The following is a 22,666-nucleotide window of genomic DNA, read 5'->3' as shown; positions in this document are numbered from 1 at the left end:
ATGAAATTATGAATAATCAAATCATCAATACAGATAATCCAAAAAAATTTAGATATTAGGATTAAGACTATGCCTGCATATAAAGCGCCTTTACACGATATTCGTTTCTTAATGAATGAAGTGCTCGATTACCCAGCACATTACAAAACTTTGTCTAATGGTGAAGCTGCTGATGCAGACACTGTCGACATGATTTTAGAAGGTGCAGCAGATTTTTGTGAAAATATCCTTTCGCCTTTGAACCAAACGGGTGATGAAGAAGGCTGTCATTTTGAAAATGGCGATGTGAAAACACCAAAAGGGTTTAAAGAAGCCTATGACCAATTTGTACAGGGTGGCTGGCAAGGTCTGTCTTTCCCTGAAGAATTTGGCGGTCAAAACTTACCACAGTCGTTGAATCTCATCAAATCTGAAATGATGGGTACAGCAAACTGGTCATTCCAAATGTATCCGGGTCTCAGCGTAGGTTGTATCAACACCATTCTACAATTTGGTTCAGAAGAACAGAAAAACCAATATTTACCGAACCTTGTTGCTGGAACTTGGTCAGGCACCATGTGCTTAACTGAACCTCAATGCGGTACCGACTTAGGTCAGGTAAAAACCAAAGCGGAACCTCAAGCTGACGGTAGCTATGCAATTTCTGGTACAAAAATCTTCATCTCTGCGGGTGAGCATGATTTAACAGATAACATCGTGCATATCGTACTTGCTCGTCTTCCAGATGCTCCTGCAGGTACTAAAGGGATTTCATTGTTCATCGTTCCAAAATTCCTTGTGAATGCAGACGGTTCAGTGGGCGAACGCAACCCTGTGACTTGTGGTTCGATTGAACACAAAATGGGGATCCGTGCTTCAGCAACAGCTGTGTTGAACTTTGACAATGCGATTGGTTACTTGATCGGTGAAAAACACAAAGGCCTACACGCAATGTTCACCTTTATGAACACTGCACGTATTGGTACAGCGATCCAAGGCATTGCACATGCTGAATTGGCATTCCAAGGCGCTCTTCCATATGCCAAAGAACGTATGTCTATGCGCGCACTTTCAGGTAAAAAAGATCCTGAAAAAGTAGCCGATGCGATTATTCACCATGCAGACGTACGTCGTATGCTTTTAACTCAAAAAGCGATCGCTGAAGGCGGCCGTTCAATGATTTACTATGCAGCTCAAATTGCGGACAAAATGACTGATGCTTTAACCCGCGGTGATACAGCAGCGTTTGAAGCACATGATGACCACTTAGGCTTCTACACCCCGATTCTCAAAGGTTTCTTAACCGAAATGGGTTATGAAGCTGCAAACCATGGTATGCAAGTATACGGAGGTCATGGTTATATTAAAGAATGGGGCATGGAACAAATTGTTCGTGACTCACGTATCTCTACTCTCTACGAAGGCACAACCGGTGTTCAAGCACTAGACTTGATTGGTCGTAAAGTTCTGTTGACCTCTAAAGGTAAAGTGATTCGTGACTACACAGCTGAAATTTTGAAGTTCTGTGGTCAACATGCACGTAACAAATACATGCGTCGTTTTGCGTGGGACTTAACGAAGCTTTGCGCACAATGGAATGCATTAACGGTTCGTATCATGCTTGCAGCACGTAAAGACCGTGACATCGTATCTTCTGCATCTGTAGATTTCTTGATGTTCTCTGGCTACGTGATGATGGCTTATTTCTGGGCACAACAAGCTGCCGTAGCTTCTGAAAAATTAGCAGAAGGCAATGGTGTAGAAGTTCCTGAGTTCTATAAAGCAAAAATCAAAGTGGCAGACTTCTACTTTGAACGTCTATTACCACGCTCACAAGGTCACGCTGAAGCAATGGTCAACCCATCGAAGACCATGACTTCTTTGGCACCTGAACACTTTAGCTTTGACTACTAAGCTTTAAACCGAGTTAAATGACTCAATAAAAAGACCGCTTCAGCGGTCTTTTTATTATCTTCTCTTTTAATTTTGATCTATAGGAATTACGAGTAGTATTCTTAATTTCTTCATGAGGTAATAACAATGTATAAAGATGAACTTTATATGGAGAAATATTGTTGTATTTTTCAAAAAAATAGAACACTTTATCACCAAAACATAATTGTATTTAATAAATATTAAATACTTAAAGTAAATTTAACTCCATAATTTTAGCTTTACATTTGTATCTCATACAACTTCATATCTTCTCCATAGCCTCCCCCTATGATGACTTCATTGATTCATAAAGAGCGTAACCATGAAAAAATTGATGTCTTCATTAATGATTGGTCTGATTGCAACAACTGCGACAATGTCTGCAATGGCAGCGCCTGCATTCGATCATAAAAATCCACCACCTGCTCCACACTTTGATAAAAAACCTGTACCGCCTAAAGCAATACATCACAAATCTGCTGGGCCCCACATGGTGAAAAAAGAGCATCAAAAAGTTCATGCAAAATTTGCCAAACAAAATCATAAAGCAGTAGCTTTTAAAGCTAGTCAACCCAAGCCTGTTCCGCATCATAAGTTACCGCCTATGCCACCGAAACATCGTTAAGCTGAATTCAAAAAAGACCGCTCATGCGGTCTTTTTTAATATTTACTTTGCTTTATCAGCAATAAATTCTTTAATCTCTATGGGTTTATCTTTTACCAACTCAACTGTCCCTTCATTCACACCATTAAAGTTCTTAAAGTGAATTGAAACACCTTGGTCGTTGGCAAGTCGTACACCACTTCCTGAAACTGCTCGTTTCAATTCATACACACGATCAGAATTATCAGTCAATTGTGCGGTTTCAAAATTATCTTTGGTTTTTAACTCAAGGCTTAGATCTTGTGGCCCTGTAAAGTGAATCACTTGCTCATCTTGAGCTACTGCAACATCGTTTGTTTGTGTAGTTGCGATCGTTGCCTCTGTTGCAACATTTTGTTCTGATGGTGCTTTTTTATCGGTGCAACCCACCAAAGCTATAGTTAATAACGTCGTAGTTAAAATATATTTCATTTTCTGAAGTTCCTTTATGCCATGTAAATTCAATTATCAACTGAATAATTTCATACACATTCTGCAAATTACATTCGAAATATGAAAAATTACTTGTCGCTCAAATTTTAAAACAAGTTTGACATAGCTTTCATTACAGGAATTCTTCCAATACTGAATTTAAAAAGATATGTCCCTGCTCGGTACAAGACAAAAGTGTTGGATCACTGACCATCAATTTACGTTCACGTAATGAGTTCAATAACTCGGCAATTGGCTCTAAACTTTCCCCTGTACGCTCACTATATAGCTTGGCTTCCACCCCATGATTTAAACGAAGTGCATTCATCATAAATTCAAAAGGCATATCGGCTGCTTCGATGCGCTTAAACTGAAGATGTTCAGCAGGTACTTTGGCTAAATAGTCTTTCGGCAATCGGGTTTTTTGGAAACGATACACCCCGTCTGGCATGGTCACTTTACCATGTGCGCCTGCGCCAATCGCCAAATAATCGCCAAACTGCCAATAATTTAAATTATGTGCCGACGGCTTTTCTTTACGCCATGCCGATACTTCATAATTGATAAAGCCTTGCGCTGTTAAATAGGCTTCGCCCTGTTCTTGAATATCTTCAAGCACATCATCGACAGGTAAAATTGGTTTTGTGCGGAAAAAAACTGTATTGGGTTCAATGGTCAATTGATACCACGACACATGGGTTGCCCCATTTTCCACAGCAAGTTTTAAATCCAAAAGCGCTTGCTCAATGGTTTGTTCAGGCAGGCCATGCATCAAGTCGACATTTACTCGTTCAAAACCCACCTCTTTTGCATGCTGAATGGCAGAAATCGCATCATCATTCGAATGAATCCTCCCCAGCTTTTTCAGCTGGTCGGTATTAAAACTTTGCACACCGATAGATAGACGATTGATCCCTGCATCTAAATAACCGGAAAAAGGATCGTGCTCAACCGTACCGGGATTGGCTTCCAAGGTGATTTCACAACCTGCTTCAAACGGTAGCAACGCTTTGAGCTGAGCAAATAACCATTGATAGCCTTGGGCAGAAATCAAAGATGGTGTCCCACCACCAATAAATACACTATGGATCAGGCGACCCTGAGCAAAATCGACTTGGGTTTTAAAGTCTTCAACCAACGCCTGTAAATATTCTTGTTCTAAGTCCAAAGACAATTCACCATTCGGCACCGCATGCGAATTAAAGTCACAGTATGGACATTTGCGCACACACCACGGCATGTGAATGTATAAAGATAACGGAACAACTGCAGGATTTAATTCAGCCAAGGAAAATGCTCAAAAGGAACAAAAGAAGTAAGCGCATTTTAACATGACTGCATCAGAGCGCTTATGAAAACTCATCCACAATACAGTAGACTAATAAAATTAAAGAAGAATTAGATGATTAGAAGATGAAAATAAGCAGCCATTTATTGTACTTACTGCCGCTCGCGATGGGTGTTGGTATCGCTATGACCATTCAAACAGCGATCAACAGCCAATTGCGTGAATATTTATATTCACCGCTGCAAGCTGCCCTTTTTTCTTTTTTGGTTGGTACAATAGTCCTCGCCTTTATGGTGTTTTTTCAATCGGCCGAAAAACCGGACTTTGCAAGTTTTGCTCAAATCCCTTGGTATTTATGGCTGGGGGGATGTTTGGGTGTTTATGCCATCAGTATCAGTATTTATACCGCACCGAAACTGGGTTTTTTATCCCTCTCCGGTCTGATTATTTTTGGACAGATCTTAATGTCGATGGTATTTGACCATTTTGGCTTGCTCGGCACTGAAAAAACCCCGATTAACTGGCAACGCTTATTGGGTGGCGTGGTGATTTTTATTGGTGTGCTTCTCACTTTCCAACGCTAAGACCTCATTCCTAAGCACCTCACAAGAAATGAGTACATTCTGTGTCTACTGTCACGGCTGTAACAAGCAGCAAGTATGAATTAAAACAACTGTTTCATTTAATGATCCCGATATTGATCACGCAGTTTGCGCAAGCGGGATTTGGTCTCATTGATACCATCATGGCTGGACACATGTCCGCCAATGACCTTGCAGCCATTGCGGTCGGGGTCGGTTTATGGATACCGGTCATGCTGCTGTTCAGCGGCATTATGATTGCAACCACCCCATTAGTGGCAGAAGCCAATGGTGCTCGCACGCCTGAAAAAATTGCCACCATCGCCCGTCAGTCTTTGTGGGTCGCATTATTTTTAGGGATCATTGCCGCATTAGTCTTACAAGCTATGCCGCTGCTTTTACCGTTATTGGGTGTCCCTGAAGTATTACTTCCGAAGGCGAGCTTATTCTTACACGCCATTAGTTTAGGTATGCCTGCTGTCACCATGTACGCAGCTTTACGTGGTTACTCAGAAGCATTGGGGCATCCACGTCCAGTCACTGTGCTGAGTCTGCTGGCCTTATTGGTGTTAATTCCACTGAACTTTATTTTTATGTATGGTTTAGGCCCAGTCCCTGAACTGGGTTCAGCAGGATGTGGTTTTGCCACCGCGATTTTGCAATGGTTAATGTTCTTTGCTTTGGCGATGTACGTTTTCAAAGGATCGGCCTATCAAAAAACCCAACCTTTCGCTGCTTTTGAAAAAATGAACAGTGAATGGATCAAACGTATTTTAAAACTCGGCTTTCCTATTGGCTTAGCCATTTTCTTTGAAGTCAGTATTTTTAGTACAGCCGCTATTGTGTTGAGTCCCTTGGGCGAAGTCACCATTGCAGCGCATCAAGTCGCCATTTCGATTACCTCGCAATTGTTTATGATTCCAATGTCACTAGCGATTGCGCTGACCATTCGGGTCGGTACTTATTATGGGGAAAAGAACTGGCTGGCTATGCGAAAAGTCCAGAAAGTCGGTATGTTGACAGGGACGGTATTTGCCCTGATTACCATGTTGCTGCTTTGGCTTTTACGTAATGAAATTGTGTCACTGTATACCAATGACTATGATGTGACTCAGCTTGCGGTGTACTTGGTGTTGTTCGCGATTGCCTATCAGTTGATGGACGCATGGCAAGTCAGTGCCGCAGGGTGCTTACGCGGTATGCAAGACACCAAAGGACCAATGTGGATCACCATGATCGCGTATTGGATCATTGCCTTCCCTGTCGGGATCTATCTTGCACGCTTCACCACGACTGGTGCTGCAGGCGTTTGGATTGGCCTAATTGTGGGTCTGACTGTCGCCTGTATACTGCTACTTACACGTTTATTTATGATGAATAAACGTTTAGCTCAAGCGGGATAAGCCCTTAAAAATCATCTAAAAAGTTACTTAAAAATACGGCTACGCTATGCAGAAGATTAATGCAAATTAACACCCTGCATAGCAATGCCATAAATAAAAAGCATGAAGAAGAGGAAAATAAACATGTCCCATGTATTTCGCTCGATCAGTCTCTGTCTGAGCTTAGGCTTTTCCATGTCACTACAAGCTGAACAAACGATCAACCGACATGAATTTCCTTTATATCACGCACCCATTAAAGTCCAATCACAACCCGAATTTGATTACATCAATCAAGCACTTTGGACAGCCTTTCGCTTTTATCATGAACAACAGGCGGACTCATATACCGCACGTTTAAAATTAAGTTGTCAGCAGTCTGGTATGGCGTATACCTATCAGGACTTCATCAAGGCCAATCAAAAGTTTACCTCTGCGGATGATCAGGATTTTATCGTGACGCAAAACCTCATCACCTTGAATGAAAATTTACACCATAACCAATGCAGTAAATATCTCAGTCCACATTTAGAACTGGAAAAAACTGAATCGAGCGAAGCAGCAAAAACCAACTAATTAAGCGCCTCGATGGCATTTTTTAAACCTTGTGGCACTTGGCTGTCGTCCTCTACGTCTTTCACGATCGCCTGCCCAACAATCACATCTGTCCCATTAAAACTCATGGTCGGTGAGCCATACAATTCATAGCCTTCATTTAAAGCTTTGGTCACACGGGCACAGAAATTGACATCATCTTTACCGGTTAAATAGCGATACACTTTCATCGTTCAGTTCTCTTCTAGCGACGCGATATTTTAAACCATTCAGCGCGTGGCTTAAATTTGCCTGAATTATTTTCAGTATTTACATTTTTGCCCATCGTTTTATCAATGGAAATAAAGTCTTAACAATTTAAAGTAGGCAGTTTGTGTTTTGTCGCCTATGATCGGTAATAGATAATAAATGATGATCTTGAGGAACATCACATGGCAAAAACGGCTAGCACACCGGGTCGTCGCTTTATGAAACTTGCCAGTATGACGGCAAGCATTGCTACTAAAACCGTTTCCAATTCCATCCGCAATATCACTGCCGATGAAGAACAGAAAAATGCATCTCGCAGTAAACTTTTTCAGGACATCGGTCTGCAAATTGCAGACACTTTGGGTGAAATGAAAGGTGCGGTGATGAAAGTCGGACAAATTGCCTCGCAGTACAAAGACATTTTTCCACCTGAAGTCGCAAAAGCCATTAGTAAATTACAACGCCAAGCGCCAGCCATGCCTTTTGCTGAAATTAAGGCCCAAGTAGAACAAGAACTCGGCAAACCCCTCGCGCAAATTTTTAAAAGTTTTGAAGAACAACCTTTTGCCGCTGCATCCATTGGGCAGGTGCATAAAGCCGTGTTACCTAATGGTCAGCAGGTTGTAGTGAAAGTCCAATATCCGGGTGTCGAAGAAGCCTGTGACAGTGACTTAAAACAAGTTCGGCTTGCACTTCGTCTGATGGGCGTATTGAAAATTGATCGGAAGTTACAAGACAAGCTATTTCGTGAAATTCAGGACAGTTTGGACAACGAACTGAACTATGAAATTGAAGCACAAAACTTAGATGTGGCCCGTGCGTTTCATAGTGCGCTGGATGACAAAATCATTATTCCACAGGTCTATAAGGATTATTCTTCACGTCATATTTTGACTCTAAGTCTAGAGCTTGGCGACAGTATAGAAACTGCCAGCACATGGTCACAAGAAACACGAAATGCCTTGGGAAGACGGTTATTCCGTGCCATTGGCCGTGAAATTTTCTTCCTTAAACGTTTCCACTGTGACCCACATCCGGGCAACTTCGCCTTTCGTGAAGATGGTTCAGTCATCGTATATGACTACGGCGGTGTGAAAACCTTGTCTCCTGAAATCGTGTCGCACTTTAAGCAATTGATCAATGCTGCACGCAAGCACGATATTCCGCTGATGGAACAGCAACTCGATGCCCTACATTCCCTCAATGAACTCGGTAAATTCCCTGCGGAGTTGTATGAACAATGGCTTGAAGTACTGATGCGTCCACTGACCACACAATACGACTTTGCTGAAAACTCAGCGCACCATGACGGGGTAGAATTAATTAAACCTTCTCTTAAATACTGGGATGTGTTTAAACCGTCACCGGATACCTTGATGGTGAACCGGACTGTTTCAGGGCATTATTGGAATTTGATTCATTTGAAAGTGAATGACAATCTCAATGATCTCTTTGATGAGTTGGTCCCACCTAGCGCTTAAGGGAGCGTAAAGCGCTGATGATTGCCCGATGAATTTCGGGCAATATTTGCATTTTGTATTGTTATGTTATAACATTTCTTTAATCAATAAGTTTAAGGAACAGAAGAATGCGTGCCAACATCCATCCCGAATACCGTGAAGTGCTCTTTCATGACACCAATGCCAATGCCTTTTTTGTCATTGGCAGTACTTTAAGCACCAATCAAACCAAAGAGTTTGAAGGCAAAACTTATCCCTATGTGACACTCGATATTTCAAGTGCATCACATCCTTTTTATACAGGTGAACAACGCCAAGTAAATAATGAAGGACGTATTGCGAACTTTAATAAACGCTTTGCGCGTTTCAAACGCTCACAATAAGTTCAGTTTCGATTAAGTTTTTGCTTTTAAAATTAAAGCATTGAAGAAGTTCAGGGTTCCCCTCCTCCAGCCTGAACTTCTTTTTTTATGTCTGAAATTTTGAGGTTTTCAAGCGTTGTTTTAAACATCTATTTTTAAAATCGACTGAAATAAGTAATATCCCAGCCCCAATACGATGACACCAATCACCACACTGGAAATGGCATAACTAAATGCCAGCCCACTTTGCCCTTGTCTGAGCAGTTGAAAGGTTTCTAAGCCGAAACTGGAAAATGTGGTAAAGCCACCTAAGATTCCGACCATAAGCAATAAGCGTGCTTCATTTTGTAGAACGGGATATTTTTGGCTAAATGCAAAGAACACACCTGCACAAAAGCAACCTAAAATATTCACCCACCATGTTGCCCACGGAAAGAGTACTGTTGGCTTGGCCAATAACAGTCCTGCTGCATAGCGAAGTGTTGCCCCAATTGCGCCGCCACATGCGACCAAAAGCCAGTTCATAGTTGTCCTACTTCAACATCATTGGTATCTACAATTTAGGCAACAGACTGCCTAAGGTCGCCCTTCAATATACACGCATTTAATTTACGCAAATAGTGTTAAATGTTTGGGCCAAAGCTTGCTATAGTCTGCAACACTTTGCGGTATTTTTTATTGAAAGAGGACATTATGGCTCAGGAATTATTAGATCAACTTCAAGCAGGGACTGCGAAATTTTCAGATGTGATTGCATTTATTGAAGCGCGTTATAACCACACAGCAACCGCTTTTACCAATGGCAAACAAGCCAATGCAGCAACTGAAAACCAAGGCAGTGCCAAAGTATTTTCTTTTGCCCAATTGAATGGTCTAAACCAAGCTGAAACCTTAAGTCTTTTTGCTGAACATTATGCTGCTGTATTGGCAACACCAGACGCAACTGACCACCAAAACATTCGCCAATTTATGCAAAATGGTTGGGAAGGTATTCAATTTGACGGTCAAGCGCTCAGCGCGAAATAATGCCTAGGTAGACGTTCTAAATCAGTTCGTCTGCAATAAAAAAGCCAGTACAAATACTGGCTTTTTTTATCGTTCATCATCTGTTCACATCAGGACACTCGAACTCTGCAAGTCCATTCAGCCATCGCGGTTTTTTCCCAAGCTCGTGCATGCTTCAAATGTAGTAATTCTTCACCCGCAGTCGTTGCGGTAAAACGATAAGTTTTTTGACCGCCTCCGCCTAGTACTGGTGTCGTATCCGCAGCATCTTGTTGTTGAGCTGACTGAAACACTTCTTCAACTTTAAAAAGTTTCGGTTGCTCAGCCAAAGACCATACATACCCAGTACTTGGATTTTCGTTTAACAGCACTTCCAAAGTCTGTCCACGATCCATCTCAAGCAAGGTCGGACAACTTTGCTGTTCAGTAAATACATGGGTTTTCCCATCTACAGTTGAACTCATACTGGTACATCCACCAAGCGCCAAACTACTCGCCATCATTAGACTCAAAATAAACTTTTTCTTTATCGTCATTTTCATCATCAAATTATTTTACCTTGAATCTAATGCACACCGATTTCAAATACGATCTCGATGCAATCGAAATTTAGCCTTTGACTTTTTCAATCCACTGAATCGAACTGACACGAAAAACTTCACAAGCCCCATCACCCGTATCTGTTGGGGTCAAAGATGAAGTCCAAACCAAATCTTTGTCTTTCACCTCAACCAAATCCCCTTTTAAACGCACAAGATCTCCACGTTTCACTTGAGTAATTTGTTTCGCAATTTGCGGGTTTGCAGGAATGATGTGCATATTCGACACCATCATCATGGCTTGCTTTTGCGGTACAGGAACACGATCCATTTTCCAATTTAAGAAACGGTCATATTGATTGACTGAAATCGTACGAGCAATTTCTGGCTCTGCAAATAAGCCCCAACTGACCGCATAATCGATCGGAGAAAATTTTGCTTGTTCATCTGTTTGGTAGGTTTTTGAACCTAAAATTCGGAAATCACCTTTAAATTCTTTCAAGGTGGAAATCGACTGGCCTTTGGCAGCAGGTGCTAAGCCTTTGGCAATATTATAATCTGAAGACGCTTGGACACCGACATTCAATAAAAAGCCTGCAAGCACAGTACTTAATGCAATTCGCTTGATCATCGCGTTATCCTCTTACCCTGTAATACTTCACATTACTCAATTTTAATTCTGCAATTGAGCCGACTTCATCTATACATAATGCCCCAACCTGAACATGAGCTTAAAATCCCGTAGGTTGAGCATGATGAATGTCGTTTTCACTAGTTGTAACTCTATATTACGCACACAGTCTGCATAAACCTTATGAACTTGGTAACAAAATGCTGTTATTCAGTCAATTGGCCCATATCCATGCCCTACCACATGATTTAAAATTAAAAAGACATGAATTACACTTTAAAAAAAGCCAACAACAATACTCGCTATGATTTATAAATTTTATCAACAACACATTTTTCCGCATCTTTTAAATCAAGTCATGCAAGTGCCGAGCCTGATGGATAAACGACGCGAACTCCTGTTAGCCGTGTCTGGTGAGGTACTCGAAATTGGCTTTGGTACAGGTTTGAATTTAGCCTTTTATCAAAATGTCGATACGGTTTTTGCCCTTGAGCCCAATCCCGATATTTTTCATTTAGCTGCTGAACGTGTACATGCTGCGCCCTTTGAGGTACAGCATATTTTAGCCGGTGCTGAAAAATTACCCTTTGCAGATGAAAGTCTAGATCATGTCGTGAGTACATGGACCTTATGCAGCATTGCCGATATTGAAACTGCGCTTGAAGAAATCTACCGTGTCCTTAAACCAACAGGGACATTTCATTTGGTTGAGCATGTACAACACAATGAAAATCGGAAAATTAAGCAGTTACAACACCTACTGACGCCCATTCAAAAGAAAGTCGCGGATGGCTGTCATCTGGATCGTCATATGCAAAAGTTGCTTGAAGATGCCCAGTTTGAATGTTTTGAAACGCAGTATTTTGATGCAGAAGGCATTCCAAAAATTGGTCAGCGCATGTTGCTCGCCCGCGCACGGAAGTTGAGTTAAAGCGTCCAAGGCCATGTTTAAGCAAAATCAAATCTAGATAAAAGTACCTAGTCTTTGATTAGTCGAATGGCATTAATTTTTAGGATATGACAGGGCTTTTTATTCAACACATTATAGGTGTTATACGACTTCCCTGTTTTGATGGAATGCACATCCACCCATTCACCCAAAATCTCCACGCGATCACCTGATTTTAAACGCCGAATACGATTTGCGACATCTTCGGATTGAGCAATCACACTAACATTTTGCAATTCGGACTTGAGCTGTTCAATTTGTGTCGAGGGCGCGTCTTTCGCTTGCACACTAAAACAGCGGTTCTGCGGAGACCATTCAAGATGGTATTTTAAAGATTGGATATCATTTGCGCCTGAACTCAGTAGCAGATCAATATTGCTGACATAGGCCAAGTCTTGAAAGCCACCCACCACGGTCGGTGCTGCCGGATGTAATGTACGACTACTCGCACTGTAGTAGCGTTTATCCAACAGCAAATATTCACCGGAAAATGCCTGAGTCGCTGTGACCTGAAAATTTTTCAGCACACCTGTCTGCTCTAAATGTGGAATGGCACGAAAATATTCAGACCATATCCACAGCATGAGCGCAAAAACGGCTGCAGTCGCTAAGAGTTTTTCCATGTGAATATTCTGTCCTTATTACTTTTCGACGGTTCTGAGCCTGAATCACGCGAGCTTAAATATGCTCAAAATCAATTCGGATGGTTTCAAAACGCACTCGCCCTTCGGCAATGGCTTGAGCAATCGCTTGTTGCCCTTTGGTCAAACGTGCGCCACCACTTTTAATATCAATCAGCACCACTTCGATGTCTTCAGCGAGGCCATCGCCATCACGAAAGTCGGTATAGCCATCAAAAACCACATAATCGATCGGGTCACCGAGAAACTTTGCATCGCTAGGTAAATACTGAAATTCAGGCATGATCGGCGCCATTTGTTCGGCCATTTTGCCTTTTAAAACAGCACGACTGGTATTTACACTGCGTTTTTGTGCATGGGCCAAGGCCTGCTGATGTTCCAATTCTAGTTCTGCAATATATTGCTCGTATTCTGCCTTAATCCTTCCATTGCGACTGCCACTTAAAATTAAGGTGGTCAGTACAATCCCAATACACGCGCCAATGAGCATGGCCATCCAGACAGACATTTAAAATTCCTAATCTTTTTAAGATATTACAGCGAAACGTATAGAAAAAACTTAGACTTTGGTTCTTTGTCATATTCCCCGCATTAAACAATGATATGCTAGGGATGAGCAGAATAAAATCTATTTAGGTCGATGAAAACGATATTAATTGCCAATCAAAAAGGTGGTTGTGGCAAAACCATCACAGCAATCAGTTTAGCCTCTGCACTTGCGCAAAAAGGTTATAAAGTGGCCTTGGCAGATGCTGACAATCAAAAGTCTGCACGTCAATGGCTCAAACAGCGCCCAGAGACTGCCGCCCCGATTCAGAGCCTAGATTGGCGTCATGAAAAGTCGATTGGTGATGTACCAAAAGGGATTGAATATCTAATTATCGATGCACCGGGTGCGTTATCGGGTGAACATGCAGATCAGTTGGTCAGTGAAGCCCATGCCATCATTACCCCGCTACAACCATCTTTCTTTGACATCGACTCGACCCGTCGTTTTTTAAAGCATTTGCAAGAAATTAAACGGATTCGTAAAGGTAAAGTCCAAATCTTATTACTGGCCAATCGTGTTAAACCCAATTCTGCTCATTCCAAAGAAATTCAAGATTTTTTCAATAAAGTTGAACAACAGCCCGTTGCTTGGATTTCTGAACGTACCGCTTATGGTCAACTTGCCATGCAAGGTCTTTCAGTTTTTGACAAAACGCAAAAATTGTACCTCGGTATGCAACAACAATGGCAACCTGTGCTCAATGCCATTATTGAAGACGAAGCCGAGTGGTTTTAACCCATCATTCCACATTTCGCTGATATAAAGGCCAATCTTGCAAGGATCTAGCCTGAAAGATATTCACCATAAGTTAACAAGCTCTCGTTTTCGGGAGCTTTTTTTTCGGTTAAGATTGAACACAACATGATGAAAAAATCAGAGCACGCATTGCCAACGTTCGCACCTACATTACAAAAAGTCTTATTGTTCGGATTATTTTTTATCCTGATTTTTTTGAGCTTTAGCGTACTCAAATACTTTATTGTGCCCGTCGTTTGGGCTGCGATTATTGCTTATATGACATGGCCGCTGTATCAATCAGTACATCGTTTTTGTGGCAATCGTGCAAATCTAAGTGCGGCGCTGATGATCTTATTGGTGGTGCTCGTGGTAGGTCTGCCGGTGATTTTTGCAATCTTCTTGTTACAACATGAAGGCCGTAACTTGTATTTTGAATTACAAAAGCAAGTTTTCTCTGGTCATGTCAATGTGCCTGATTTTATTCGCCAACTGCCGTTTATTGGTAAAGAAGTCAGTCGTACCCTGCATGAACTGAACAATGATCCAAACAGTATTATTCAATCGGTACAAATTTGGATTCAGGGGCATTTGAACTACGGTAAAGTTCTGGTCGGCGAAGTCAGTAAAAATATCTTTAAGCTGTGTTTTGCCGTGATGTCTTTATTTTTCTTCTATCGTGATGGTCAAACCATTTTAAGTCAGGTCAGTAAAGCCCTCGAAATGGTCATTGGGCCACGTATTCATCATTATCTTGCCACTATTTCGGATACTACACGTGCCGTCGTGTATGGCATCGGTCTCACCGCCATTGCCCAAGCTTTACTTGCCGGTCTCAGCTATTTTGTCGCCGATGTGCCTAACCCAATGTTATTAACCATCATTACCTTCATGTTGGCACTGATTCCGTTTGGTCCACCGATTTCATATACCGCTGTGTCGTTGTGGTTATTTTCACAAGGTCAAACCATCGAAGCCATTGGCGTCATGGCTTGGGGTGTTTGTGTGGTGAGTACGGCCGATAACGTGATTCGCCCTTTAGTGATTTCAGGGGCAACGCAGATTCCATTCTTATTAATCATGTTTGGTGTTTTGGGTGGGATCGCCAGTTTCGGTCTTGTCGGTTTATTTATCGGGCCAGTGATCTTGGCGGTACTCTTGGCGATTTGGCGTGAATGGTTACATGAAACCCAAATTGAACCCGTCATGATGCCCAAAGCAACATTGGCACATAACTTAGACAATATGGATGATAAGCCTGAACAACCTTAATTCAGGCTTGAATTCATTAAACAAATATTACAATCAAATACTTAAATTATCTGTCATCCTGTATCCGCATCTGTTTCAATGGTTGAAATTCCATAAAAACAGACAGGATGCCAAACATGTCTTCACTATTTAAATTCGGCGCGCTTGCTGCGGTCAGTGCCCTGATGTTTACAGGCTGTGCGAGTACCTCGACTTCAACAGGTCTGAATGCAAAAACCGTGACGGTCAATGCCGTGACTGCTCAAGGTATTGGTCAAAGCATCGGTCAAATTAACTTGGTTGATAGCCCTGCTGGCTTGGTTATTCATACCAATTTAACCCAGCTTCCTCCGGGTCCACACGGTTTCCATATTCATGAAAAAGGCTCTTGTGCCCCAGCTGAAAAAGATGGAAAAGTGGGTGCTGCACTCGCTGCGGGTGGTCACTTTAACCCTAAAGCGGCACCTCACCACGGTACACCGTTAACCGGTCACATGGGTGACTTACCGATCCTTCAAGTTCAAACGGATGGCACAGCAAAAGTGAATTTAATTGCACCGCGTTTGAAATTAGCGGATGTACAAGGCTTAGCCATCATGGTCCATGCCGGTGGTGATAATTACTCTGACGACCCTAAACCTCTAGGCGGTGGCGGTGACCGTATTGCCTGTGGTGTGATTCAATAATCGACCTTGCATATAGATTTGAACAAGCGGACTTTAAGTCCGCTTTTCTATTGAATAAAAATTGACAGTTCACAGAAAAAAGCTCAGTCTAATTTACAAAATCATTCGAATACTTCATAACTCTGTGAACACGCGACTCTCTTGGTTTCAACAGTTTCAATCCAGTGCAATCATTATGTATTGCCTGCAAATTTGTATTGTTTTGAGTGGCACCACGCTCGGATTATATTTTCTCGGTTTTCATAGTTTTATTGTGCCCGTCACCTTAGGTGCGATTGCTACCGCGCTCACGGACTTTGATGACCGACTCAGCATCCGACTGCGTAATTTGCTCTATGTCTGCGTACTCTTCTTTAGTGTCAGTAGTATTTTAGATTTTCTCTATCCCTATAAGCTGCTGTTTATCTTGTATCTTTCACTGTCCAGTGCAGGATTTATTTTATTAGGAGCTTTGGGGCAACGCTATGCCACGATTTCTTTTGGCACGATTTTACTATCGATCTACACCATGTTCGGCTTGGGCGAATATGACACCTGGTATTTTCAACCCAGTTGCTTTGTTCTAGGGGCAATATGGTATGGCTTCACCTCAATTCTTTTTTACCTGATTAAACCCACCCTACCCGTACAGGACAATCTCTCGCGTTGTTTTTTACAAATCGCCGAAGTACTGAATGCAAAAGCACGCTTATTTGACCCAGATAATGTCAACAATGTGGAACATTTACTGTATGAATTATCACTCAAAAACAGTGATGTCATCCCGAGTTTAAACACCACCAAAGCTTCTTTACTCACCCGTTTAAAAGCCTCAAGAGCCAATAAAAACACCATCTACTGGCTGAATTTATATTTCTTGGCACAAGATATTCACGAACAGGCCAATGCGAATTATTTACACTATGAACAAATTCATCAAAATTTTAGCCGTACCGATTTAATTTTCCGTTTTCAAAAAAATATTCGATTACAGGCGCAGGCTTGCCAACAGTTGGCCTACTGTATATTGCATCGGCAGCCCTATCAGCCTGATCCCATTACTGCGCAAGCACTGGCACATTTGCATGCCTCTTTGCAGGAGTGGATGACCAACAATCCGCAAAATATAGAAGTAAAAAACCTACAGCTGATCTTGAGTAATTTGGACAGTGTACAAGAACGCTTTTCGCATGTTCAGGATTTAGATCATTCACAGCAACAGGCCTATCAGCAGCATATTGATAACCTCAATTTACTTGATGACGATATTCATGGGTGGCATGATTTATGGCTCAAACTGAAACAGCATTTGAGTCCCGAATCTGCCTTATTTCGCCATGCCGTTCGCATCGCTTTTGTCTTTGCGATGGGCTATGCCATTTCGCTATTGCCCTTTGCTAAAAATGGCTACTGGATATTATTGACCAGTTTATTTGTCTGTCAGATGCGTTATTTTGCGACCAAAAGTCGTTTAAAAATGCGGACATTGGGAACCATATTAGGGGTCTTACTTGGCATTCCTATTTTGTATTTTGTGCCGAGTGTCGAAGGTCAATTGCTACTGACGATTATTTTTGGCGTGTGCTTTTTCTATCTGAGTGCCAAAAAATATGCCATGGCGACCCTCATGGCAACCTTAATGGTCTTGCTGATTTTTAATTTGAAAGGCGCAGGTTATGCGGTCATTTTACCGCGTATCGTTGATACCCTACTCGGCTGTTTTATTGCATGGTTTGCGGTGAATGTGATCTGGCCAGATTGGGACTTTCGCAATATTTCCAAGACCATTCAAAAAAGCTCTGCTGCGACCCTGCATTATTTTGATGCCGTGGTTGAGCAATATCTCCATGGGAAAACCAATAGCATTGATTATCGGCGTGCCCGTCGTTCAGCCCATAATGCTCAAACTGAACTGTCGAGCATGATTTCAAGTTTAAGTACCGAGCCTGAACCCGACCAAATTTTGATTCAACATGCTTTTCGCTATTTGGTCTATAGCCATAGTCAGCTCAGTTATATTTCGGCACTGGGGAGCCACCGTGAACAAGTACAAGACCAACAAGTCCTTGAACTACTGCAATGGTGTCAAAGCACCTTAGACGACGTCTTAATTCAGCAAAAACCGCTCAACCCTGAGAAAATTCAGCAAAAACTTTTCGAAATTCAAACACTCAGCACTGAAGAAATGCGGTCTAATCACCTACAACTGGTGCTCAAGCAGATCAGTTTATTATTAGAAACATTAGCCGAACTGATTCAGCTCAGAACACAGCTAATTCAGGCGGAAATTAAATAAAATCATTTGGGACTCTTGATGAAAATGCTTAGTTTCGGTCTTAAACGCCTCATCTTAACCACGATTATGGCGACCTCATGTTTAGCTGCGTCTTCTGTTTTTGCAGCACCGACAGCACAAGATTTAAAGCGTATTCTGGAATGTCAGGCCGATTACGACACCTACCATGACACTTTACTCGACTATGAAAAGGTTCTAGGGCAATTGGGTTGGAAACGCCATGATGACCCACATCAACCGTTTATTTATATCTATAAAAATAAGCAGGCTGTAGAGTTTTTTGGCATGCCGACCCAAGAAATTGGCCTGTCTTCCAATGCAGTATTCGCAATCTATCGCCAAGCCGATGTGAAAAAACTTGCCCAAAAGTATGGCATTGAGCAGCATCCAATGTTTGCCAATATGCCATTTTTCCGTGGTGAAAAAATCCTACGCACGGAAGCTGAAACGGATGATCTGCATGCCATCAATCACAAACTAAGCCTGTCTGAAATGCCCGGAAAAAGCCCGATGATTTTACTCGGCTGTAACTATGAATTTGATCAGGGTTCAATTGAGGATGCCTTAGCGGATCTAGAAAATTAATCCGAGCAGATGACTCAGAATTAACTTTAAAAACATTTACTTAGATTCAATATGCGGATCAATTATTTCAACAGGAACGCTTCGTTCCTGCTGTGCTTTCAGGTACACTCAAGGCTGAAATCACTTTGAATTTAGACTTCGCATGAATATCAAGACCTTACGCTTTGTGGGCCTACTCGAAGGCATCTCCTTTTTATTATTGTTGTTCATTGCTATGCCAATGAAGTACCTGATGGATAATCCAATATTGGTCAAATACGTCGGTATGGGACATGGCGTCTTGTTTATCGCCTTTTTGGTGGTGCTATTTGTGGTCTGTGAAAAACAAAAATGGTCGCTCAGCGTATTTCTAATGGGCTTGATTGCATCGATTTTACCTTTTGGCCCGTTCATTTTCGATCGCAAATTAAAAAATGCAGAACAACCTGCAACATCAAATTAAGACGGAATACAACAAATAAAAAAGCCCAATGTTGTTCTACACAGCATTGGGCTTTTTCTATGATTGCATGAACTCGAATTTAAAATTCACCCGACAATTGACGTTGTCGTATAATATCTCGCACCACCAAGCGTGGTAGGCTGAACCACAACATAATGAGGGTAAATCCTGCCAAACTATAGGCCCAAAGGCCAAAGTTTTCATACAGCACGCGCACGATTTCGATCACGGCAAAGAACGTCAGCATCATGATCACAGACACTGCCGCAGCCACTGTGCCCTTCGACATTTCAGACGACATTAAGGCAAATCGATAGAGCACAGAAAAGCTAATCCCTTCACCAAAACTGACCAAACTCATACCAAGAATGAGCAATGTCAGAAAATAACTTTCAGTCATCGTCCCAATCACCACGAGGCTCGTCCCGAGTAACATCAGCGGTAGCCCGATCATCACAGACTGACCTAGAGGCAGTTTGTCGATGATTTTAATCAGGACAATATTACCGAGGATCAGACCGCCCAAAACGGGAAACTGTGCCATGCCGTATTGCATGCTACTCAGTCCTAGTTGCTCCACCAATATGACCGGAGATAGCGCAATCCACAGCATCAGTGGCATAGCCACCATCGGTAGACCCAGTGTCAGCGCCAAAAAGCGTTTGTTTTTTAACACCTGTTTAAAGTCATCAATGATATAACCTACCGGTTGCTTTGGGATGCTGATGTGCTGAGTCGGCATCTTGGCTTTTAAACCAAACCAACTCAGAAAAGATAGAAATGCGATTCCTATAAAACCCCAATGCCATGACACGTGATCAATCATAAAAGCACCGAGGACAGGGCCGATCAGTGGCGCCAGTAGTGAAATATTCGCCATGATCGCCATGACTTTGATGGCATCACGCTCTTCAAAAGTTTCCTGAACAGCAGCATAGCCCACGGCAGAAATGACCGACAAACCAAAACCTTGTAAAAAACGCAACGTTAAAAAGCTTTCGATATTATGCGTGAGCAATATCGCTAGACAGCATAAGCTAAAGAATGCCACACCACCCAACAGGACTTTTTTACGGCCTAATCGGTCTGACAATGGCCCTAATATCGCAGCGACACAAGCACCTCCCAATAAGTAAAATGACATCGACGAGGGCGCCCATGCACTACTCACGCCAAACTCTTGGGTAATCGCAAGCATGGCGGGTTGGACTAAGTCGTTTCCGATATAGACAGAAAATTCAAATAAAACCAGTGCCAAGGGAAACATTAAGGTGGCACGACTTAATTTTGTGGTTTGTACGTTTTGCATTGTTATCTACATATCAAATGTGTGCTGTCGAGCTTGAAATGACAAATAGGGAGAGACACTTCAGCCCAATGACGAGCATTGTAATATTAATTTTAAAAATGAATTTGCGGCATATCCGCCATATGTGCGTCGTATTCACAAGACGCTAGATAGAGATAAAATGAACTTCAACGAACCGATCTGTCGGTTTGAGTCCGACTATTTTAACAGTGTTTACTGGCGTTGTATTGGTCTTTTTAAACTACCGCTTTTATGATTTTTCATTGTCTGCTTTTTTAGATAAAGCGACCTTGTTTTAGGTCCTCATAGGCTTGCATGACTTCTGCAAAATGATTCATCACAAAATAACCCCGCCCATAGATGGGTTCATTTAAAGGCTGCGCTGATAAATACAACATGTGGCTATCTTCAACTGCCGTCAATTCGACATTTTCACCTTGGCTCGACATGACTGCCATATGCTGTGCATTTAACTGTTCATCTGTTTCAGTAAATTTCAGCTTGCCCGAACGTAAATATACCAGCGTGGTATCCCCGTCCTGTGCAGGCAGTGTGATGCTTTGATTGGCTCTGACAAAGACATCAAATACTTGCATGGGTGTATGTGTCTCTGCAGGGCCGTGGGCTGTTAAATATTGCCCTGCAATGATTCGTATATAACCTGCATCTTGGGCTAAATCGACCTTTGGAATACTGGCTTTGGCTAAGCTCTGATAGCGTGCGGCATTCATTTTACTTTTGGCAGGCAGATTGACCCAAAGTTGCAATATTTCAAATGCTCCGCCCTGCTGTGCAAAGGCTTGGCTAAAAACTTCTTCGTGTTGAATGCCTGAAGCAGCAGTCATCCATTGCACATCGCCCTCTCCAATGAAGCCACCGCCACCAGTCGTATCATGATGTTCAAGTTCGCCTTTAAACACCAATGTGACGGTTTCAAACCCTCGATGTGAATGTTCCAGCACGCCTTTTTTCAGTTTGGTTGGTTTTAGCACTCCAGGCCCTAAATGGTCGAGCAATAAAAACGGCGAAACGGTATTGCCCAACTCATAATGGGAAAAAACTGAAGTCACTGGAGCAAAGTCACCAACGGGTAAACCTGAATCATTGACGTGAATAAAAGCGAGGGTTTTCATATTGTTTTAAGTGTATTTAGGATCGTTTGATCTTAGCCTACCAAAGATAGCTGATTCGATAGGCTAAATGGTTTTCAGTATCGCAGTTTTAGGATGCTTCCTCTAAGTTTGAGTCAACTTCGAATTTCACTTCGGGATTAGGCTTAAACTCTAGCCATTTATTTTTCATCCATTGTTCTACTTTGTCTTTACCTAGAATGGCTAATAGATTATTGAGTAATGAAAATTTTGCTGGCTTGTCAAAATAGAAAATTGTTACTCGGACATTTCGATCCATATCGTTATTTAAGCTAAATAAATCAATGATGTAATCCTTATCAGACACATCTAATGAATGCCCCCAAATCAGAAAATTTAGATTAAGTACACCTCTTTTTTCCCATACTTTACGTTGTGAAGACTTTTTTACGGGCGAATCTGACTGGCTAGAATCATATGCACTTAACTCATATGCACTTTCTTTAATAATTTCTTTATAACTATCGAGAAATAAATAATCTGTATCTTTAAAGAGTTTCTGGTGATACTTGGTAAAACCATAAGCTTTTAGTTTTTTGAGAGTATCATCTTCTAAATCTGAAATACCTAAAACAATATTTTGTTGCTCACCATGACGACCATGCAGATATTCAATATCAACTAATTCATGAATTCTCTGAAATGTATTCGTATAATTAAAAGAATAAATATGATCAGGTTGAACCCAGTCTTTATTGGAAATTATAATTTTTTGTATTAAGTTCAATTTATTAATAATCAACTCTAAATATGAATTAAATAAATCACTAAATTTTTCCAATTCAAGCAGCAAAAAAGATAAATATTTTTCTTGTGAAAAACCATACTCACTTTTTTCTACAGACACAAACCACTTACTATTAATATTAGCGAATTTTTCATCTGTCCAAAAATCTTTATGTTGTCCATAATTAGGGTTTTTACTAGGGTGTGTTGACATTTACAGCCGATAAATTGAGCTAAAGAGGCAACCATATAAATATACAAGCTAAAGCAACAGCGCTTTGATAGTTACGTTTTAGCTTATCGTATCTTGTGGCAATTCCTCTAA

26 protein-coding genes and 1 pseudogene are annotated in these 22,666 nt (G+C 41.6%); 15 read left to right on the top strand and 12 right to left on the bottom strand.

Annotated elements, in window-relative coordinates; genetic code table 11:
- The first annotated feature begins 69 nt into the window (after positions 1 to 69).
- Positions 70 to 1,893: an acyl-CoA dehydrogenase C-terminal domain-containing protein gene (locus FTV04_RS10980; RefSeq protein WP_180089545.1), complete on the top strand. Its 1,824-nt coding sequence runs from the start codon at positions 70 to 72 to the stop codon at positions 1,891 to 1,893.
- A 343-nt stretch (positions 1,894 to 2,236) separates the two neighbouring features.
- On the top strand, positions 2,237 to 2,539 hold the full coding sequence (locus FTV04_RS10975) for a hypothetical protein (protein ID WP_180026072.1): 303 nt from the start codon (positions 2,237 to 2,239) through the stop codon (positions 2,537 to 2,539).
- A gap of 42 nt (positions 2,540 to 2,581) precedes the next feature.
- On the opposite strand, the gene FTV04_RS10970 is transcribed toward FTV04_RS10975, so the two are convergent.
- Entirely contained in the window at positions 2,582 to 2,989 is a 408-nt protein-coding gene (locus FTV04_RS10970; RefSeq protein WP_180026073.1) for a hypothetical protein, read from the bottom strand.
- Positions 2,990 to 3,122: 133 nt separating this feature from the next.
- Positions 3,123 to 4,277, bottom strand: a complete 1,155-nt coding sequence (gene hemW / locus FTV04_RS10965) for a radical SAM family heme chaperone HemW (protein WP_180026074.1) — start codon at positions 4,275 to 4,277, stop codon at positions 3,123 to 3,125.
- A gap of 125 nt (positions 4,278 to 4,402) precedes the next feature.
- Between hemW and FTV04_RS10960 the strand changes: the two genes are divergently transcribed.
- From FTV04_RS10960 to FTV04_RS10950, 3 genes are all read left to right on the top strand, one after another.
- Positions 4,403 to 4,861 carry a DMT family transporter gene (locus FTV04_RS10960; protein ID WP_180003411.1) on the top strand — a complete coding sequence of 153 codons (459 nt, stop codon included), beginning with the start codon at positions 4,403 to 4,405 and terminating at the stop codon, positions 4,859 to 4,861.
- 41 nt (positions 4,862 to 4,902) lie between these two features.
- Positions 4,903 to 6,261 carry an MATE family efflux transporter gene (locus FTV04_RS10955; protein WP_306670494.1) on the top strand — a complete coding sequence of 453 codons (1,359 nt, stop codon included), beginning with the start codon at positions 4,903 to 4,905 and terminating at the stop codon, positions 6,259 to 6,261.
- 123 nt (positions 6,262 to 6,384) lie between these two features.
- Positions 6,385 to 6,816 carry a hypothetical protein gene (locus FTV04_RS10950; RefSeq protein WP_180049235.1) on the top strand — a complete coding sequence of 144 codons (432 nt, stop codon included), beginning with the start codon at positions 6,385 to 6,387 and terminating at the stop codon, positions 6,814 to 6,816.
- On the opposite strand, the gene FTV04_RS10945 is transcribed toward FTV04_RS10950, so the two are convergent.
- On the bottom strand, positions 6,813 to 7,025 hold the full coding sequence (locus tag FTV04_RS10945) for a DUF1737 domain-containing protein (protein WP_078189319.1): 213 nt from the start codon (positions 7,023 to 7,025) through the stop codon (positions 6,813 to 6,815). The two genes, FTV04_RS10950 and FTV04_RS10945, sit on opposite strands and share 4 nt — an antisense overlap.
- A gap of 201 nt (positions 7,026 to 7,226) precedes the next feature.
- Between FTV04_RS10945 and FTV04_RS10940 the strand changes: the two genes are divergently transcribed.
- Entirely contained in the window at positions 7,227 to 8,525 is a 1,299-nt protein-coding gene (locus tag FTV04_RS10940; protein ID WP_180055408.1) for an AarF/ABC1/UbiB kinase family protein, read from the top strand.
- Between the two features lie 107 nt (positions 8,526 to 8,632).
- Positions 8,633 to 8,887 (top strand): type B 50S ribosomal protein L31, encoded by a 255-nt coding sequence (locus FTV04_RS10935; protein WP_078189321.1) that lies wholly within the window; start codon positions 8,633 to 8,635, stop codon positions 8,885 to 8,887.
- A 120-nt stretch (positions 8,888 to 9,007) separates the two neighbouring features.
- Here the strand turns inward: FTV04_RS10935 and crcB are convergent, their stop codons facing one another.
- Positions 9,008 to 9,391: a fluoride efflux transporter CrcB gene (gene crcB, locus FTV04_RS10930; RefSeq protein ID WP_078189322.1), complete on the bottom strand. Its 384-nt coding sequence runs from the start codon at positions 9,389 to 9,391 to the stop codon at positions 9,008 to 9,010.
- A 168-nt stretch (positions 9,392 to 9,559) separates the two neighbouring features.
- On the opposite strand from crcB, the gene FTV04_RS10925 reads away from it, so the two are divergent.
- Entirely contained in the window at positions 9,560 to 9,892 is a 333-nt protein-coding gene (locus FTV04_RS10925; protein WP_078189323.1) for a HopJ type III effector protein, read from the top strand.
- Between the two features lie 89 nt (positions 9,893 to 9,981).
- On the opposite strand, the gene FTV04_RS10920 is transcribed toward FTV04_RS10925, so the two are convergent.
- A complete protein-coding gene (locus tag FTV04_RS10920; protein WP_257221033.1) occupies positions 9,982 to 10,407 on the bottom strand; it encodes a protease inhibitor I42 family protein in 426 nt (141 codons plus the stop codon).
- A 73-nt stretch (positions 10,408 to 10,480) separates the two neighbouring features.
- Positions 10,481 to 11,041, bottom strand: a complete 561-nt coding sequence (locus FTV04_RS10915; RefSeq protein ID WP_078189325.1) for a hypothetical protein — start codon at positions 11,039 to 11,041, stop codon at positions 10,481 to 10,483.
- 304 nt (positions 11,042 to 11,345) lie between these two features.
- On the opposite strand from FTV04_RS10915, the gene FTV04_RS10910 reads away from it, so the two are divergent.
- Positions 11,346 to 11,972 (top strand): class I SAM-dependent methyltransferase, encoded by a 627-nt coding sequence (locus tag FTV04_RS10910; protein ID WP_168378146.1) that lies wholly within the window; start codon positions 11,346 to 11,348, stop codon positions 11,970 to 11,972.
- A 47-nt stretch (positions 11,973 to 12,019) separates the two neighbouring features.
- Here the strand turns inward: FTV04_RS10910 and FTV04_RS10905 are convergent, their stop codons facing one another.
- Both FTV04_RS10905 and FTV04_RS10900 read right to left on the bottom strand, forming a co-directional pair.
- Positions 12,020 to 12,613 (bottom strand): hypothetical protein, encoded by a 594-nt coding sequence (locus FTV04_RS10905; protein ID WP_180089543.1) that lies wholly within the window; start codon positions 12,611 to 12,613, stop codon positions 12,020 to 12,022.
- 55 nt (positions 12,614 to 12,668) lie between these two features.
- On the bottom strand, positions 12,669 to 13,139 hold the full coding sequence (locus FTV04_RS10900) for a Holliday junction resolvase-like protein (protein ID WP_078192492.1): 471 nt from the start codon (positions 13,137 to 13,139) through the stop codon (positions 12,669 to 12,671).
- A gap of 132 nt (positions 13,140 to 13,271) precedes the next feature.
- Between FTV04_RS10900 and FTV04_RS10895 the strand changes: the two genes are divergently transcribed.
- From FTV04_RS10895 to FTV04_RS10870, 6 genes are all read left to right on the top strand, one after another.
- Positions 13,272 to 13,916, top strand: coding sequence for a ParA family protein (locus FTV04_RS10895; protein WP_078192493.1), 645 nt, complete (start codon positions 13,272 to 13,274; stop codon positions 13,914 to 13,916).
- A 150-nt stretch (positions 13,917 to 14,066) separates the two neighbouring features.
- The gene (locus FTV04_RS10890; protein ID WP_180089609.1) at positions 14,067 to 15,188 is read left to right on the top strand and encodes an AI-2E family transporter; all 1,122 of its coding nucleotides are present in this window, start codon (positions 14,067 to 14,069) and stop codon (positions 15,186 to 15,188) included.
- 116 nt (positions 15,189 to 15,304) lie between these two features.
- On the top strand, positions 15,305 to 15,853 hold the full coding sequence (gene sodC, locus FTV04_RS10885; protein ID WP_180003399.1) for a superoxide dismutase family protein: 549 nt from the start codon (positions 15,305 to 15,307) through the stop codon (positions 15,851 to 15,853).
- A 124-nt stretch (positions 15,854 to 15,977) separates the two neighbouring features.
- Positions 15,978 to 18,128 (top strand): YccS family putative transporter, encoded by a 2,151-nt coding sequence (gene yccS / locus FTV04_RS10880; RefSeq protein WP_373688130.1) that lies wholly within the window; start codon positions 15,978 to 15,980, stop codon positions 18,126 to 18,128.
- An 18-nt stretch (positions 18,129 to 18,146) separates the two neighbouring features.
- Positions 18,147 to 18,713 (top strand): hypothetical protein, encoded by a 567-nt coding sequence (locus tag FTV04_RS10875; RefSeq protein WP_180089541.1) that lies wholly within the window; start codon positions 18,147 to 18,149, stop codon positions 18,711 to 18,713.
- Between the two features lie 142 nt (positions 18,714 to 18,855).
- Positions 18,856 to 19,155, top strand: a complete 300-nt coding sequence (locus tag FTV04_RS10870; protein WP_078189335.1) for a DUF3817 domain-containing protein — start codon at positions 18,856 to 18,858, stop codon at positions 19,153 to 19,155.
- Positions 19,156 to 19,234: 79 nt separating this feature from the next.
- Here the strand turns inward: FTV04_RS10870 and FTV04_RS10865 are convergent, their stop codons facing one another.
- The 4 genes and pseudogenes from FTV04_RS10865 to FTV04_RS10850 all read right to left on the bottom strand — a co-directional run.
- Positions 19,235 to 20,464 (bottom strand): MFS transporter, encoded by a 1,230-nt coding sequence (locus FTV04_RS10865; protein ID WP_180089539.1) that lies wholly within the window; start codon positions 20,462 to 20,464, stop codon positions 19,235 to 19,237.
- 275 nt (positions 20,465 to 20,739) lie between these two features.
- Positions 20,740 to 21,597, bottom strand: coding sequence for a pirin family protein (locus FTV04_RS10860; protein ID WP_180089537.1), 858 nt, complete (start codon positions 21,595 to 21,597; stop codon positions 20,740 to 20,742).
- 88 nt (positions 21,598 to 21,685) lie between these two features.
- Entirely contained in the window at positions 21,686 to 22,555 is an 870-nt protein-coding gene (locus FTV04_RS10855) for an AbiH family protein (RefSeq protein WP_180089535.1), read from the bottom strand.
- Positions 22,556 to 22,574: 19 nt separating this feature from the next.
- Positions 22,575 to 22,666: pseudogene (locus FTV04_RS10850) on the bottom strand (IS5/IS1182 family transposase); the annotation flags it as partial.

It is taken from the genome of Acinetobacter sp. YH12219 (assembly GCF_013417875.1).
GTDB lineage: Bacteria > Pseudomonadota > Gammaproteobacteria > Pseudomonadales > Moraxellaceae > Acinetobacter > Acinetobacter amyesii.
This window is presented reverse-complemented; position numbering and strand designations above follow the sequence as displayed.

Excerpts from the sequence above, each read along its gene's own strand:
- FTV04_RS10935 (WP_078189321.1), top strand. The coding sequence starts at position 8,633 with ATGCGTGCCAACATCCATCCCGAATACCGTGAAGTGCTCTTTCATGAC.
- FTV04_RS10960 (WP_180003411.1), top strand. The coding sequence starts at position 4,403 with ATGAAAATAAGCAGCCATTTATTGTACTTACTGCCGCTCGCGATGGGT.
- FTV04_RS10920 (WP_257221033.1), bottom strand. The coding sequence starts at position 10,407 with ATGACGATAAAGAAAAAGTTTATTTTGAGTCTAATGATGGCGAGTAGT.
- sodC (WP_180003399.1), top strand. The coding sequence starts at position 15,305 with ATGTCTTCACTATTTAAATTCGGCGCGCTTGCTGCGGTCAGTGCCCTG.
- FTV04_RS10915 (WP_078189325.1), bottom strand. The coding sequence starts at position 11,041 with ATGATCAAGCGAATTGCATTAAGTACTGTGCTTGCAGGCTTTTTATTG.
- FTV04_RS10900 (WP_078192492.1), bottom strand. The coding sequence starts at position 13,139 with ATGTCTGTCTGGATGGCCATGCTCATTGGCGCGTGTATTGGGATTGTA.
- FTV04_RS10910 (WP_168378146.1), top strand. The coding sequence starts at position 11,346 with ATGATTTATAAATTTTATCAACAACACATTTTTCCGCATCTTTTAAAT.
- FTV04_RS10925 (WP_078189323.1), top strand. The coding sequence starts at position 9,560 with ATGGCTCAGGAATTATTAGATCAACTTCAAGCAGGGACTGCGAAATTT.
- FTV04_RS10940 (WP_180055408.1), top strand. The coding sequence starts at position 7,227 with ATGGCAAAAACGGCTAGCACACCGGGTCGTCGCTTTATGAAACTTGCC.
- FTV04_RS10905 (WP_180089543.1), bottom strand. The coding sequence starts at position 12,613 with ATGGAAAAACTCTTAGCGACTGCAGCCGTTTTTGCGCTCATGCTGTGG.
- crcB (WP_078189322.1), bottom strand. The coding sequence starts at position 9,391 with ATGAACTGGCTTTTGGTCGCATGTGGCGGCGCAATTGGGGCAACACTT.
- FTV04_RS10855 (WP_180089535.1), bottom strand. The coding sequence starts at position 22,555 with ATGTCAACACACCCTAGTAAAAACCCTAATTATGGACAACATAAAGAT.
- FTV04_RS10945 (WP_078189319.1), bottom strand. The coding sequence starts at position 7,025 with ATGAAAGTGTATCGCTATTTAACCGGTAAAGATGATGTCAATTTCTGT.
- FTV04_RS10975 (WP_180026072.1), top strand. The coding sequence starts at position 2,237 with ATGAAAAAATTGATGTCTTCATTAATGATTGGTCTGATTGCAACAACT.
- FTV04_RS10875 (WP_180089541.1), top strand. The coding sequence starts at position 18,147 with ATGAAAATGCTTAGTTTCGGTCTTAAACGCCTCATCTTAACCACGATT.
- FTV04_RS10860 (WP_180089537.1), bottom strand. The coding sequence starts at position 21,597 with ATGAAAACCCTCGCTTTTATTCACGTCAATGATTCAGGTTTACCCGTT.
- FTV04_RS10895 (WP_078192493.1), top strand. The coding sequence starts at position 13,272 with ATGAAAACGATATTAATTGCCAATCAAAAAGGTGGTTGTGGCAAAACC.
- FTV04_RS10980 (WP_180089545.1), top strand. The coding sequence starts at position 70 with ATGCCTGCATATAAAGCGCCTTTACACGATATTCGTTTCTTAATGAAT.
- FTV04_RS10870 (WP_078189335.1), top strand. The coding sequence starts at position 18,856 with ATGAATATCAAGACCTTACGCTTTGTGGGCCTACTCGAAGGCATCTCC.
- FTV04_RS10970 (WP_180026073.1), bottom strand. The coding sequence starts at position 2,989 with ATGAAATATATTTTAACTACGACGTTATTAACTATAGCTTTGGTGGGT.
- FTV04_RS10950 (WP_180049235.1), top strand. The coding sequence starts at position 6,385 with ATGTCCCATGTATTTCGCTCGATCAGTCTCTGTCTGAGCTTAGGCTTT.
- FTV04_RS10865 (WP_180089539.1), bottom strand. The coding sequence starts at position 20,464 with ATGCAAAACGTACAAACCACAAAATTAAGTCGTGCCACCTTAATGTTT.